The following is a 14,205-nucleotide window of genomic DNA, read 5'->3' on the forward strand; positions in this document are numbered from 1 at the left end:
CGCTTTTACCGCAGGCCGCGCCGGACCAACACAAACGCCGATATGGACAGAACCGTCGAAGCCAAGGCAAGGGGCAAGGCTGTCCCGTCAAACGCCAAGCCAATAGGGGCGGCAATAGCGACGCCGAAAACCGTAGACAGCGCACCAATCACCGAAGCGGCCATACCGGCCACATGGCCAACCGGCTCCATTGCCAGTGCATTCAGGTTGCCAACAGCCAGCCCGACCATGAAGAACATTGACGTGGTCCAGACCAGATACAGGGAAAACGGCAGCGTCCCCGTGGCATAGGAAAGCAGAACCAACCCCGAAATCGCAATTTGCATTCCCAACCCTGCCAAAATCAGCTTTTGCATTCCCAACCGGACAACCAAACGCGCGTTCAAAATAGAGGCCGTTCCCGACACCAAGGCGACCAAGGCAAACCAAAAGGGAAACTCTTCTCCGCGCGCAAAGGTGGTTTCAAATATCTGCTGCGTCGAACTTAGGGCGCCGAACAGCATCCCGTAGACGAGAATTTGCACAACCGTCGACAGGATGAAAACCCGATGCGAGAAACACTCCCGAGCGGCCACCAGCAAAGACGCGGGCTTGAAGGGCACCCGTGCCTCCGGCGCCAAGGTTTCGGGCTGACGGATGTATAGCCAACTCACGACAATCACCGCGAGGATCACAAAGCAGTAGAACACCGCGTGCCACCCGAAACCGTCAATGATGAACTTGCCTAACAGCGGCGCGATCGCAGGCACCAGCGTGAACACCATCATGACATAGGACATGATCGAGGCCATCGGTCGCCCCTCATATTGGTCGCGCACCATCGCGACCGCCACAATGCGTGGCCCCGCCACACCAATCCCCTGCAAAAGGCGGCTGAACAGCATGCCATCCAACGTCTGCGCCTGTGCCGCCATGATCGCCCCAACCGCATAAAGCAACGCCCCGCAAAATATCACCGGCTTGCGCCCAAACCGATCCGACAGCGGCCCCATCACCAGTGTCCCCAAGCCCATTCCGAACACAAAGCTGGTCAGCACCAGCTGGGCGCGATTTGGGGCGTCCGGAGTAAGGGTCTGGGCGATCTCGGGCAGGGCGGGCAGCATGGAATCGATGCTGAATGCAACCATTGCCATGTGGCATGCGATCAGTCCGACGAATTCAGGTTGCGAAAGCTTGCGGATCGGAGCGTTCAAAATTTTGCCTTTGCAAACAGGTAGAGGGCAAGAGCCCAAATGGCCAACTCTAGGGAAAAGGTCCAATGAAACAGGAAGGACAAAATGAAATGATCATGTGTCGGCTCCACCGTGACCAGCTGAAACAACTCGCTGTTGATCGGCCATTGCCAAGCGATTGAGCCAGCGATTGTGTCCAGCACAATATGCATGAAGATCGCCACAAAGAACGTGCGGGCAGGGGGCAGATACCTAGGCCTCCAACGCCGCAACACCATTAAAGTCGCCACCGCAACAGGCAGCCAGAAGGCGGGCATATGCACCCAGTAAAGGTGATGGTGGAACGCACGATTGTCGACAAAGTAAAACCAGATCAGGTCAAAGTCGGGCAGCACCGCCCCCAGAATGGCAGCAGGCATCAACCAAGGGTGAACCCCGTACCGTTGGGCGCCGCGCCCCAAAATATATCCAGATGGAAGATGTGCCGTGATCACCCCTGCACCTCAAGTTGCTCATTGAGCTCCTTGATCACATCCATCCACAACTCCGGCGGTTGGGCCCCTGACAAAACATGTTGATTGGCGATAATATTGGCAGGCACGCCTGACACGCCGCGCTCGCGGGCATGTGCGTCACGGGCACGAATATCCTCGACATCCTGATCCATCGCCAGCAATCGTGCGACCATATCGCGATCCATCTCGGCCGCCTCGGCAATGTTGATCAGGGTTTCACTGTCGCCAATATCCTGCCCGTCTTTGAAGTAGGCCTTGAACAGTTTGGACACCACCGCGGTTTGGCGTCCTTCCAACCCTGCCCAATGGATTAGGCGGTGGGCATTAATGGTGTTCGGCGTGCGCTGTATCGCACCAAAATCCACCTCTAGCCCCGCTGCAACCGCCGCTTCCGCGATCTGGCCGTAGACCCGCAACGCCCCATCCTTGCCGCCGAATTTGTGCTCCAGATACTCTCGACGGTCCATCCCGCCGTCAGGCATGGTCGGGTTCAGTTGAAACGGATGCCACTCAATGGTGAACGGGTGGTCGGGATTGGCCTCCAACGCGCGGTCCAGATGGGCTTTTCCGATATAGCACCAAGGGCAAATAACGTCGGAGATAATATCAAGTTTGATCATGCGAGGCCTCAAATCTGTCGCGAAGCAATCTGCGGTTCAGCTTGCCGTTCCCCCCTTTTGGCAATGTGTCGAGGTGGATGTAAAGGCGTGGTTGCTTGTACCGCGCGAGCAAGGCCTGTGCGCAGGCGCGCAATGCCTCTTCATCCAAGGGGGCGGAAGAGGTGTAGAACAGGGCGATAACACGCGTATCCGCCTTAATTTCAACGCTAGCAGCAGCGCATCCAGTCAGATGGGCGACGCCGGAAAACGCCGCCTCCACCTCCAGCGGAGACACACGGTAACCACCGGCATTCATCATATCATCACGGCGCCCCAGATAGGTGATGTCGCCGTCTTTGCTCATGCTTACAGTATCAGAAGTAATGAACCATTCGCCTTGCTCCGGCTCCTCTCCAAGATACCCCAGCATAAGACCAGGATCACTACGGTGAATGGCCAGCAAACCAGCGGTGTCATGGGGCACTGGCTTCCCGTCTTGCAGCACCGCGATCCGTCGCCCGCGCTGAGGCCGCCCGCAAGAGGTGCTATGTGCAGGGGTCTTCGGGTTGCCGGATATGAAGGTTGAGCATTCCGACATGCCCATCGCCTCGTGAAGATCGGTCCCGCTTGCCGCCCGCCAAGCCAGTCGCAGCGACGGCGGCAAACTTTCGCCCGCGCTAAGCCCGTGGCGCAAGCGCGGCATATCCGGCAAGTCATGCTTCAACATTTGCCTGTAAACGCCTGGAGCCGCGGCAAAAATGCTAACGGAGTTTTGCGAGATCAACCCTGCCAGCTCGGCAGATGTGACATCATTATCTGGGATCAATGCCGTGGCTCCGATGCTCCATGGATCCATCAGCCCCGTGCCCAAAGTATAGGTCCAGTTGAACGCCCCCGCATGCATCATCCGGTCGTCTTGCCCCAAGCCGTACCAGCCCTCCCACATCATCCGTCGCGCCCAGATTGCACGATGCGCATGACACACGCCGCTTGGCCGCCCCGAGGTGCCAGAGGTGAACACGATATAGGCAAGGCGGTTCGGGTCTCCCATGACCGGCGGCACCGCATCCGCTTGGGGCAGCTCCGTTAGAACTGGCGCATCAAACTCCGGCAATGACACGCCCTCTTGATGCAAGATCACAGCGGGTCGGGTTTGACGGGCAATTTCAGTCGCTTCGGGCACGGTAAGTTGCGCCGATGCAGGGATCGGAACCAGCCCGCCCCAGATACAGGCAAGATAGGCCACGGGAAAATCTGGGGTATTCCCAAGCCGCAGCAAGACGTGATCGCCCGCCTGCAACCCAGAGGCCAGCAATCCCCCCGCAACACGGCTCACGCGGGCATGAAGCTGCGCGAATGTGATCACCTCGCCAGAGCCCCCCAAGATTTCCAACGCGGGTTTGTCCCCCAGCTCCACTGCCTTCGACAGCACATATGCCGCCATGTTGAACGGTGCAGGACAATGCGCAGCGGCGCCATGATCGAATACGGATTGCATAGCCCAAACGGCTAGCCCCCATTGCAAGGGGCCGCAAGAGGGCGTTAAGAACCCATATGAGCAACAAAGACGAACCCAGCCTTATCCGGCTTGCCCGTGCCAATGGCGAAAACAGCCCAGTGGAACCCTTGAACCTTGGCGCGCGCGTTCGCGAATTGCGCAAGGCCCGAGACTGGACGTTAGAGCAGGCCGCAAATCAGGCAGGGCTAGCGCGATCGACCTTATCGAAGATCGAAAACGAGCAAATGTCGCCCACCTTCGAGCTGATGAAGAAACTCGCGGACGGGCTTGGGATCGGCATGCCGCAATTGTTCACCCCGCCGAAGAAAGCCCAAGTGAACGGGCGTATGGATGTGACCCGCTCGGACGACGGATCGGCCCATGTGACCCCCACCTACGAGCATGAAATGTTGAATACGGGGCTGACCAAAAAGGCCATGTTGCCTTACCGCGCCCGCATCCGTGCCCGCAGCTTTGACGAATTCGATGGCTGGGTCAGGCATGACGGCGAGGAGTTTCTATATGTGCTGACCGGCAGCGTGCAGCTGTTCACCGAGTTCTATGAACCCGTCGAGATGAAACGTGGCGACAGCGCCTATTACGACGCCTCCATGGGGCACAACGTCGTGTCGACCAGCGCTGAGGACGCGTTGATCCTTTGGGTTACCTCAATGACGTGAAAAGCGCCGCGATGATCATTCGAACATCGCCCTCAGATCGACAGACGACCGCTGCCCCAGATCATCAAAATGCGCCTCCAGAAACCCGTCCGCCGCCGCGCGACCTGCGGATTTCAGCTCGGCCAGAACAAAGGGCGTGGGGATGCTTTTGGTGGCGACCGACAGTTGCGTCATCAACGCGTCATCCGCAATCATATGCACCAGCACATCCTTCATCGAGCCGCGTGTTAGCTTGCCGCTGGCGATCAGATCATGCACGAATTGAATGGCCCGCAGCTCTCGGAACAAGGAACCATTAAAGCTGATCTCGTTGATCCGGTTGTGAATTTCCGTCGCCTTGCGAGGAATATCCTCGCGGTGCAGCGGGTTGATATTCACGATGATCATATCCGACGGAAACTGGGGTTCGAACAGGGGGAACAGGGCAGGGTTGCCCATATAGCCGCCGTCCCAATAGGCCTCTGTCCGGTCGGTTTTGGGATCAAAAATTTCGACCGCCTTGAACAATGTAGGCAAGCAGCCTGACGCGAGGATTGCGTCGGTGTTGGTGTCATGGTGATCAAAGATGCGGATCTTTCCCGATCTGACATTTGTCGCGCAGATGAACAGATCGGGGCCTTCCTTGGCGCAGACCTCGTCAAAGTTCAGTTGCTCCACAATCGGGCGCAAGGGATGGCTGTATAGCGGGCCAAGGTTATAGGGGCTGGCCATCCGGCTGTAGACATCCATCGCCTGATAAAAAGGCGAGGCTTCGACCGCGTGGCTGACCACGCCTGGTGTCACGCCCTTCATCCAGCTTTGCAGATGCGTTTGATCGCTTGCGCCAATCTCGGACCAAAGCCAATCCAGTTTGGCCTTGGCGCCACTGGCCCCGCCCTCCAGCAGCCCAGATTTCAGCGCCGCGCCGTTCAACGCCCCCGCAGAGGTGCCACTGATCGCCGCGACCTCCAGCCGGTCGTCCTCTAGAATGCGGTCCAGCACCCCCCAAGTGAAGGCACCATGAGCGCCCCCACCTTGAAGGGCCAGATTGATCTGTTTCTTTTGGCTCACAACGCCGTCCAGCCACCATCAACGCTCAGAGTTGTGCCGGTGATCTGTGTGGCGGCATCCGAGCACAAGAAGGTTGCCACGCCGCCCAGTTGTTCGGTGGTGGCAAACTCTTTGGAAGGCTGGCGTTTTAGCATGACATCTTGGATCACCGTTTCGCGGTCCATGCCGTATTTTTCCATCGTATCGGGGATTTGCGACTCCACAAGCGGTGTCATCACATAGCCCGGGCAGATTGCGTTGGCGGTGATCGGCTCACGGGCGGTTTCCAACGCCACAACCTTGGTCATCCCAACGACGCCATGTTTGGCGGCCACATAGGCGGATTTATAGGGCGATGCGGTCAATCCATGGGCCGAGGAGATATTGATCACACGTCCCCAACCCGCAGCGCGCATCATGGGCAGGGCAGTTGCCGTCGTGTGAAAGACCGAATTGAGCATGATCGCCATGATCGCGTCCCATTTTCCAACTGGAAATTCGTCAATCGGGGCCACATGTTGGATGCCAGCGTTGTTAATAAGGATGTCACATTGGCCCGCTTGGCTGACCAAGGCGCGCGCTTGCTCCCCGTTGGACAGGTCGGCCTGAATATAGCGCGCTTCGTTGCCGGTTTCTTTGGTGATTTCTGCCGCCAAGGCGTGATCTTCATCTCTATCGGTATAGGAGTTCAGGACCACATTGGCCCCTGATCTGGCCAATTCACGTGCGATGCCCAACCCGATGCCCGAATTGGAACCTGTGATAACTGCTGTTTTTCCCAAAAGGGGGGCCGCGCTGGTCATGAATGAAGTCCTTTTAGATGCATTTCATCAGCGAACGCTACAATGCTGCACCTGCGAAATGAAGGGCCAATTCCGGCAATCGCGGCGAGTTTACCAAATCTTCGCTGGTTTCCCTCATACAGGCGGCTATGCAAAATTTCATCACACCAGACCTCACCAGCCCGTTTCTAACGACCACAGCCCCGACGCTGCGCTTTATGCAGGTCACGCAAGTGGCGGCACGGACCCTCACCGGAGGGGACGGCGACGACATTCTGACCGGAACCAGCGCAGATGAAATCATCAAAGGCAGCGATGGGAACGATAGGATCAAAGGGGAAGAGGGCAACAACGAGCTGTGGGGGCAAAATGGGGATGATACGATTCAGGGCGGCACCGGCGATGACCGTGTGAACGGCGGCCACGGGGATGATTCACTTGACGGCGGCGATGGTGACGACCTTGTGGCGGGGGGCACTGGGGCAGATACGCTGCGCGGCGGCTCTGGTAATGACCGGCTGTACGGTGGCTCCGGCAATGATGTCATCGAAGGAAATCGCGGGGATGATAAGCTCTACGGCCAAGCCGGTGACGACCGGCTCACAGATTCATCAGGGAACAATCGCTTAAGTGGTGGCGCAGGGAATGATATCCTTCGGGTCGGGCAGGGCGATGACCGGCTGGATGGGGGAACCGGCGATGACACTCTCTACGGGTTTGGCGGCCAAGACACGTTGAAAGGCGGGGCTGGGGCTGATCAATTCGTGTTCCTGACCGAAGAGCTAACCGGAGACAGCCATATGATCGTCAATGACTTCACGATCGGCGAAGACCTAATGATCATTCAGGTTGCGGATGAGGATGCAATTGCTGATCCGTTTGCGTTCTTCTTGTCCAATGCCACCCAACAAGGCCCCAGCGTAGTATTTGAAATGCCCGAAGATCTCTTGGCGCCATCAACGACCTTAACCATCCGTCTGCGCGGAATAGACCTCGACGCATTGTCCGTGAATGATTTTCTGGGGGCGGATGCGGGCCTGTTCTAGGGAACACCGAGGATCGCATTGGGAAAACGTCAAAAAAAAACGCCAGCACGAAGCTGGCGTTAAGTTATTGAGGCAGGTTTCATACAGGCAAGAAACCTATCGAGCAGTGAGGTCTTTATAAGCCGAACTCAGCCACCCGCCAAGCTAAAAGTTTGAAAAGGCTGGAAACACTGCGTAGCATGGTTTTCAAACAGGGCAGGTCGCTGAAGGATTGTTACCGAAATGAAATCAAACTTTTTCCAAACCGTGCGCAAAGGTCTCACAACTGTGGCAATCCTTGCGACAAGCGCCGCAATAGCAGAACCTCAGCATGGCATAGCTATGTATGGTAAACCTGCTCTACCACCAGAATTTGTGTCCCTGCCATATGCGAATCCCAACGCACCGACCGGTGGCAAAATTGTGACCGGTGAAGTCGGCGGGTTTGATTCGCTGAACCCCCACATCCGAAAGGGACGTGTGCCTTGGCAGCTACGCTTTCTCGCATATGAGAGCCTCATGGGGCGGTCTTGGGACGAGGCCTTCACACTTTACGGGCTACTCGCTGAAACCGTAGAGACCGATTCGACGAATCTCTGGGTGGAATTCAAGCTTCGCCCCGAGGCCCGATTCTCTGACGGAAGCCCCGTCACCGCCGAAGATGTGATCTGGTCTTACGAAACTTTGGGAACCATTGGCCACCCTCGCTATGCGGGGACATGGGCCAAGATCGCCAAATCCGAAATCACACCCTCAGGGACCATTCGCTTCACCTTCAAAGAACCTGACCGCGAGCTGGCTTTGATCATGGGCATGCGCCCAATCCTGAAGAAAGCGCAATGGGATGGGGTCAAGTTTGACGAAAGTGGTTTGGATACCATCCCGATCTCCTCGGCCCCTTATGTCATCGACGACTTTGAAGCGGGCCGCTTTGTGTCCCTTAAACGCAATCCCGACTATTGGGGGCGCGATATCCCAATCCGGCGTGGCACCAATAACATCGACGAATTGCGCATGGAGTTCTACGGCGATGCGACCGCGATGTTTGAGGCCTTCAAAGCGGGGGAGCTGAACACCATTCGCGAATCCAATGCCGCCAAATGGGCCCGAGACTACGCGTTTCCACGTATTGCCAATGGTGACGTGGTGAAATCGGAAGTCCCGCACGCGCGCCCGACCGGAATGAACGGCTTCGTGATGAACACACGTCGCGGCATCTTTAACGACTGGCGCGTACGCGAGGCCATGCTTCATGCCTTCAACTATGAATTCATCAACGAAAAGTTGAACGGCGAGGGCGGCCAGCCCCGCATCGCCTCTTACTTCCACAACTCTGTTCTTGGGATGGAGGCGGGGCCCGCGACGGGCAGGGTTGCCGAACTCTTGGCGCCGTTTAAGGACGACCTGCTTCCTGGGACATTGGAAGGCTACAGCTTCCCGCAAAGCAACGGATCGGCACGCAACCGCGCAGGTATCCGCGAGGCCTTGCGTTTGTTGGAAGACGCTGGCTGGACTGTAAAGGACGGCGTTCTAACCGGCAGCAACGGTAAACCATTCGTTTTCGACATTCTTTTGAAGCAGGGCAGCTCGGAGCACCAATCGATCGCAAGCATCTACAAAGAGCACCTAAAACGTTTGGGGATCTTCCCTACAATCACCATAGTTGACAGCGCCCAGTACCGTGAACGAACTGACGCCTATGACTTTGACATGACACACTTTATTCGCGGTCTTTCCCTGAGCCCCGGCAATGAGCAGATGGCGTATTGGGGCAGCGACGGAGTGGACAACAACGGCTCACGCAACTGGATGGGCATGTCCAGCCCCGCCGCAGAGGCGATGATCCAAACGATGCTCACCTCGCAAAGCCAAGAGGACTACCGCGCCGCCGTCAAAGCACTGGACCGCATTCTAACGGCTGGTCGCTACGTCGTGCCATTGTGGTACTCCAACGTCTCTATGTTGGCCCATGACGCGGACTTGAAGTTTTCGGACAATGTTCCTGTCTACGGCGATTGGATCGGGTTCCAACCAGACGTCTGGTGGTCGGAGTAAGCCGCGACCCTTCTGCAAAAGCAAAACGGCGGCTCTGGTTGGGCCGCCGCGATTGATCCGCCGTAGGGGCGCGCTTACTGAGCAGCCAAAGCCTTCGCAGGCGAAGTCGGATCGTCCTTATTGGGGTAAACCAGCCCCGCCGAGATCACCAGTTTAGCCGCATCTTCCACCGTCATATCTAACTCGATCACATCGGATTTCGGCACGAACAGCAAAAAACCGGACGTGGGGTTTGGCGTGGTCGGCAAGAAAATGGACATGATCTCGTTTTCGACAGAAATGCTGGCATCGATTTCACCCTTCGCAGAGGTCGAGATAAAGGCAATCGCCCAAATACCGCGGCGCGGGTATTCCACCAAACAAGCTTTCTCAAAGGAGGTTTCGCGCTGCGAGAACACCGTCTCGGCAATCTGCTTGAGGCCGTTATAGATGGACCGCACAACCGGCATCCGATCCACAAGGCTTTCGCCCCACCGCAAGAACGACCGCCCAAGGAACCCTTTGCCCATCCAGCCGACAACCATAGTGAACAGCAAGAAGAACGCGACCCCCACGCCGCGCAGGTTGATGCCCACATATTGCTCGGGGCGATAGTGATAGGGCACGAAGGGCAGCACCCAGCTATCGATCCAGCCAACGATGCTCCAGATGAACCACATGGTCAGCCCGATGGGGGCAATCACCACCAAACCGGCCAAAAAATTGCCACGCATTCGCGCAAAGAGGCCCGGCTTGCGGGGTTTCTTAGGTTCAGTTTCCAAATCGTCCAGCAGCATGAGCGCTCTTGTCTCTCTTTTCGTCTTACCAACTTATGTATGATCCCACACACTATCCGGCAAGATGATCAAGTGTTTATGGGGGTATTCAGGTCAAATTTCGAGCAATCTGCGCCGCCAATCGCGCATTGTTCAGCACCAACGCTATGTTGGCAGTCAAGGAGGCACCGTCGGTTAGCTCAAAAATGCGCCCCAGCAGGAAGGGCGTTACGGATTTCCCATCCACGCCCTGCGCGTCAGCCTCGGCCAAGGCTTGTTCGATGATCGGCGTTAGAATCTGAGAGGGGATTTCATCCGTGGCTGGGATCGGGTTGGCGATCAATTGCCCCCCAGGAAGCCCCAATGCGGCCCGCATCCGGTGGGCTTTGGCGATGAGAGAGGCCTCATCCATGCGAAGCGGGGCCTTCAAAGTGGATACCCGCGACCAAAAGGCCGGCAGCATATCTTGGCCATAGGCGATAACCGGAACCCCAAGGGTTTCCAACACCTCCAATGTCTTGGGCAGGTCCAAAATCGCCTTGGCACCGGCCGCGACGACTGTAACCGCGGTTTGCGACAACTCTTGCAGATCGGCGGATATGTCGAAGCTTAGCTCTGCTCCACGGTGAACGCCGCCGATACCGCCTGTGGCAAAGACCTCAATGCCCGCGTGGCGCGCCGCAATCATCGTGGCCGCCACGGTTGTGGCTCCGGTGCCTCCGGTCGCGAGACTGGCGGCCATATCCGCCCGCGATAGCTTTGCCACATCCTTGGCCTGACCCAGACCGTCCAACTCGGCCTCGGTCAACCCGATGTGCAACTGGCCGTCGATCACAGCAATCGTAGCGGGGACGGCCCCGTGATCGCGGATGGTTTGCTCTACACGCCGTGCGGTGTCCACGTTTTGCGGGTAGGGCATGCCATGGGTGATAATGGTGCTCTCCAACGCCACAATAGGCTGGCCTGCGGCCTTTGCGGCCTCAACTTCGGGGGCATAGTGCAAGGGGATCAATAGCTGTCTCCGGAAATATATGTGGCTGTCGCCTGCAGGGCGTTTTGCAAGGCCGCCTCTGGTGTGGCCCCTTTGGATTCGGCTGAAACATGGGCCGCCATGAAAGTATCACCGGCACCGGTGATCCGTTTCACCTCAACCGAGGGCGGGGTTACCGTTATCAAAGTGTCGCCAGAAGCCAAGGAAGCAGCCTCGGCCCCATTGGTAACCAACGCACGATGTAGCCCTTGCCCCAGCAGCGCCGAGGCCGCGGCTGCGCTATCTGGGAAATCCGTATCTAGCAATAAGCCTGCCTCTTCGAGGTTCACATAAAGCGTGGCGGTGGGATGCGACAAGAAAGGCTGCAAGCGCTTCGCCTTTCCAGGAGAGGCGGGGGCAATGCGCAAGTCAGCTTTCGTAAAGACCGGATCCGCCGCAATCTGCGTCAACAAATCAAGGGTCAAATTTCCATCAAGGGCGATCAACCCGCGCCAGCCAGCAAGTGCCTTGGTCAACGGAGACAGGATCGCGGCCCCCGCTTCCTCCAAGGAATGCGCATCTGCGATGGCCGCAATCAACCCGTTTCGACCTTCAATCGCCATGTAGCGATCTGTGGGCAAATCCGTGGGGCGGTAGATGTGGTCAGTGATGACACCGCGCCCTCTGCAGGCCTGCATCAGCTCTTGGCCCTCAGCATCGGTTCCAATCGACGTCAGCACCGCGGGCGTCATACCGTAGGCCTGAACCGCCATAGCGATATTCATCGCGACCCCTCCGGGCACCCGCGTTATATGGCCGGGACGATCATGCCCGCGTTCCATGTTTTCATCGTGGCGCCCGATAATGTCCCAAAGGACGGCGCCAATGCAAAGGATGTCAGCTGTCTTAGTCATGAGACGCGTTATGATCGCGACAGGTGGAAGGGATCAAGGGGTATCACGACGGATTTCAAGCCAATTGCGCCCAACGTCCAGATTCCCCCCGATTTCCCACGCGAAAGACGGCATTGGGGCTTGCAGGCAAGCAGGGCTTGGGCTAATTGGCGCTTACTTCGCAGGCGGGGTCGGGCAGATTGGGGAGACATCCCAAGACGTCCACCGGTTGAGGCATTCGTCTCTACACCCCGCCGAGGCATAAACCGGAAAAGGAAAACGGATATGGCACTGCCAGAATTTTCGCTCCGTCAGCTTTTGGAAGCTGGCGTTCACTTTGGTCACCAAACCCAACGCTGGAACCCGCGTATGGCCCCGTATATCTACGGCGCTAAAAACGGCATCCACATCATGGATTTGACCCAAACCGTCCCAATGCTGGAGCAGTCGCTGCAAGTTGTACGTGACACCACCGCAAAGGGCGGCCGCATTTTGTTCGTCGGCACCAAGCGTCAGGCACAACGCCCGATCGCTGAAGCTGCTGAAAAATGCGCTCAGTACTACATGAACCACCGTTGGTTGGGCGGCACGCTCACCAACTGGAAAACAGTTTCCAACTCGATCAACCGTTTGAAGAAGATCGACGAAGCCCAAGAATCCGGCTTCACAGGTCTGACCAAGAAAGAGCGTCTTGGCATGGAACGTGATCAAGGCAAGCTTCAGGCTTCTTTGGGCGGCATCCGCGAAATGGGCGGCGTTCCTGACTTGTTGGTTGTGATCGACGTAAACAAAGAAGACTTGGCCATCGCCGAAGCAAAGAAGCTGGGCATCCCAGTGATTGCTGTGGTTGACTCCAACTGCTCGCCAGACGGCATCGACTACCTGATCCCAGGCAACGACGACGCATCGCGCGCCATCGGTCTCTACTGCGATCTGGTTGCACGTGCGGCTTTGGACGGCATGCAGGCGCAAATGGGCGCTGCTGGTGTTGATCTGGGCGCAATGGACGAAGCGATGACTGAAGAAGCTGTCGCTCCTGCTGAAGGCTAAGGCCTGACGTCATAAACTCTTTACCCGAGGGCTGTTACGGCCTTCGGGGCTAACCCTATTTTTTCTATTAGGAGAACCATGATGGCGATTACTGCTGCACTGGTGAAAGAACTGCGCGACTCGACTGGCGCGGGCATGATGGACGCAAAAAAAGCGCTGACAGAGACAGAAGGCGACATGGAAGCCGCTGTTGACTGGCTGCGCACCAAAGGCTTGGCAAAGGCTGCCAAGAAATCCGGCCGTACCGCTGCTGAAGGCCTTGTGGCTGTTAAGGTAGAGGGCGGCGTTGGTGTTGCTGTTGAAGTGAACTCCGAGACTGACTTCGTTGGTAAAAACGCTGAATTCCAAGCTATGGTTTCTGGTGTGGCCGATGTTGCTGTTACCTGCGCCGACACAGATGCACTTGCTGCAGCTGACATGGGCGGCAAATCGGTTGCTGACACAATCACTGCTAAGGTTGCTACGATCGGCGAAAACATGTCCCTGCGCCGCATGGCTCGCTTGGAAGGCGCTTCGGTCGTTTCCTACGTGCACAACGCAGCAGCAGACGGCATGGGCAAAATCGGCGTTTTGGTGGCTTTGTCCGCTGAGAACGAAGCGTTCGGCAAGCAGGTCGCGATGCACGTCGCTGCGGTGAACCCTGCGTCCTTGTCCGAAGCCGATCTGGATGCCTCGGTTGTTGAAAAAGAGAAAACGGTTCAGATGGACATCGCCCGCGAAAGCGGCAAGCCAGAAGCCGTGATCGAGAAGATGATCGTCGGCCGCATGAAGAAATTCATGGCCGAAGTTACTTTGCTGAACCAAGCATTCGTTGTGAACCCAGACCTGACCGTTGAAGCGGCTGCAAAAGAAGCAGGCGTCGAAATCACTGGCTTCGTACGTTTGGAAGTGGGCGAAGGCATCGAGAAGAAAGAAGAGAACTTCGCGGAAGAAGTTGCGGCAACGCTGAAAGGCTAAGCCTCTCTACATACTCTACTGACACAAAAAAACGGCGCGATGGGGAAACCCTTCGCGCCGTTTTAGTATGTTGTCGGGCTCACATGCTGGGGATGATGCGAGCCCGACTAAGGGAGGAGAGCAAACATCGCCAAGACCTGTCGAGGATCTTAACAATGCGCACCGGTCGAAATCCTACCCAACCGGTACTACCCTTGAAAATGCAAGGCGCACCCTAACTTATGC

14 protein-coding genes are annotated in these 14,205 nt (G+C 57.1%); 5 read left to right on the forward strand and 9 right to left on the reverse strand.

What is annotated here, in order from left to right; genetic code table 11:
• Positions 1 to 5: 5 nt before the first annotated feature.
• From Q0746_RS01010 to Q0746_RS01025, 4 genes are read right to left on the reverse strand one after another with little or no spacing between them, the layout of a single operon-like run.
• A complete protein-coding gene (locus Q0746_RS01010; RefSeq protein ID WP_298256322.1) occupies positions 6 to 1,193 on the reverse strand; it encodes a multidrug effflux MFS transporter in 1,188 nt (395 codons plus the stop codon).
• Positions 1,190 to 1,666 (reverse strand): metal-dependent hydrolase, encoded by a 477-nt coding sequence (locus Q0746_RS01015; protein WP_298256324.1) that lies wholly within the window; start codon positions 1,664 to 1,666, stop codon positions 1,190 to 1,192. Before Q0746_RS01015 ends, Q0746_RS01010 begins: the two co-directional genes overlap by 4 nt.
• A complete protein-coding gene (locus Q0746_RS01020; protein ID WP_298256326.1) occupies positions 1,663 to 2,307 on the reverse strand; it encodes a DsbA family oxidoreductase in 645 nt (214 codons plus the stop codon). The genes Q0746_RS01015 and Q0746_RS01020 overlap by 4 nt, the downstream gene beginning before the upstream one ends.
• A complete protein-coding gene (locus tag Q0746_RS01025) occupies positions 2,294 to 3,784 on the reverse strand; it encodes a class I adenylate-forming enzyme family protein (RefSeq protein ID WP_298256328.1) in 1,491 nt (496 codons plus the stop codon). The genes Q0746_RS01020 and Q0746_RS01025 overlap by 14 nt, the downstream gene beginning before the upstream one ends.
• A gap of 56 nt (positions 3,785 to 3,840) precedes the next feature.
• Here Q0746_RS01025 and Q0746_RS01030 point away from each other — a divergent pair, with 56 nt between their 5' ends.
• Positions 3,841 to 4,464 (forward strand): XRE family transcriptional regulator, encoded by a 624-nt coding sequence (locus Q0746_RS01030; RefSeq protein ID WP_298256330.1) that lies wholly within the window; start codon positions 3,841 to 3,843, stop codon positions 4,462 to 4,464.
• Positions 4,465 to 4,479: 15 nt separating this feature from the next.
• Here the strand turns inward: Q0746_RS01030 and Q0746_RS01035 are convergent, their stop codons facing one another.
• Positions 4,480 to 5,514 carry a patatin-like phospholipase family protein gene (locus tag Q0746_RS01035; protein WP_298256332.1) on the reverse strand — a complete coding sequence of 345 codons (1,035 nt, stop codon included), beginning with the start codon at positions 5,512 to 5,514 and terminating at the stop codon, positions 4,480 to 4,482.
• Positions 5,511 to 6,296, reverse strand: a complete 786-nt coding sequence (locus Q0746_RS01040; protein WP_298256334.1) for a 3-hydroxybutyrate dehydrogenase — start codon at positions 6,294 to 6,296, stop codon at positions 5,511 to 5,513. Before Q0746_RS01040 ends, Q0746_RS01035 begins: the two co-directional genes overlap by 4 nt.
• A 128-nt stretch (positions 6,297 to 6,424) precedes the next feature.
• On the opposite strand from Q0746_RS01040, the gene Q0746_RS01045 reads away from it, so the two are divergent.
• Together Q0746_RS01045 and Q0746_RS01050 are read left to right on the forward strand one after the other, a co-directional pair.
• On the forward strand, positions 6,425 to 7,321 hold the full coding sequence (locus Q0746_RS01045) for a calcium-binding protein (RefSeq protein WP_298256336.1): 897 nt from the start codon (positions 6,425 to 6,427) through the stop codon (positions 7,319 to 7,321).
• Between the two features lie 222 nt (positions 7,322 to 7,543).
• Positions 7,544 to 9,355, forward strand: a complete 1,812-nt coding sequence (locus Q0746_RS01050; RefSeq protein WP_298256338.1) for an extracellular solute-binding protein — start codon at positions 7,544 to 7,546, stop codon at positions 9,353 to 9,355.
• 74 nt (positions 9,356 to 9,429) lie between these two features.
• Here Q0746_RS01050 and Q0746_RS01055 read toward each other — a convergent pair whose 3' ends face one another.
• From Q0746_RS01055 to Q0746_RS01065, 3 genes are all read right to left on the reverse strand, one after another.
• Complete coding sequence (locus Q0746_RS01055; RefSeq protein ID WP_298256340.1) at positions 9,430 to 10,131, reverse strand: DUF502 domain-containing protein; 702 nt, start codon at positions 10,129 to 10,131, stop codon at positions 9,430 to 9,432.
• Between the two features lie 88 nt (positions 10,132 to 10,219).
• Complete coding sequence (locus Q0746_RS01060) at positions 10,220 to 11,122, reverse strand: pseudouridine-5'-phosphate glycosidase (RefSeq protein WP_298256341.1); 903 nt, start codon at positions 11,120 to 11,122, stop codon at positions 10,220 to 10,222.
• A complete protein-coding gene (locus tag Q0746_RS01065; RefSeq protein WP_298256343.1) occupies positions 11,119 to 11,994 on the reverse strand; it encodes a PfkB family carbohydrate kinase in 876 nt (291 codons plus the stop codon). The genes Q0746_RS01060 and Q0746_RS01065 overlap by 4 nt, the downstream gene beginning before the upstream one ends.
• A gap of 264 nt (positions 11,995 to 12,258) precedes the next feature.
• Here Q0746_RS01065 and rpsB point away from each other — a divergent pair, with 264 nt between their 5' ends.
• Together rpsB and tsf are read left to right on the forward strand one after the other, a co-directional pair.
• On the forward strand, positions 12,259 to 13,023 hold the full coding sequence (gene rpsB / locus Q0746_RS01070) for a 30S ribosomal protein S2 (RefSeq protein WP_298256345.1): 765 nt from the start codon (positions 12,259 to 12,261) through the stop codon (positions 13,021 to 13,023).
• 81 nt (positions 13,024 to 13,104) lie between these two features.
• Positions 13,105 to 13,980, forward strand: coding sequence for a translation elongation factor Ts (tsf, locus tag Q0746_RS01075; protein ID WP_298256347.1), 876 nt, complete (start codon positions 13,105 to 13,107; stop codon positions 13,978 to 13,980).
• Positions 13,981 to 14,205: the final 225 nt, after the last annotated feature.

Origin of the sequence: uncultured Litoreibacter sp. (assembly GCF_947487515.1) — a bacterium.
GTDB lineage: Bacteria > Pseudomonadota > Alphaproteobacteria > Rhodobacterales > Rhodobacteraceae > Litoreibacter.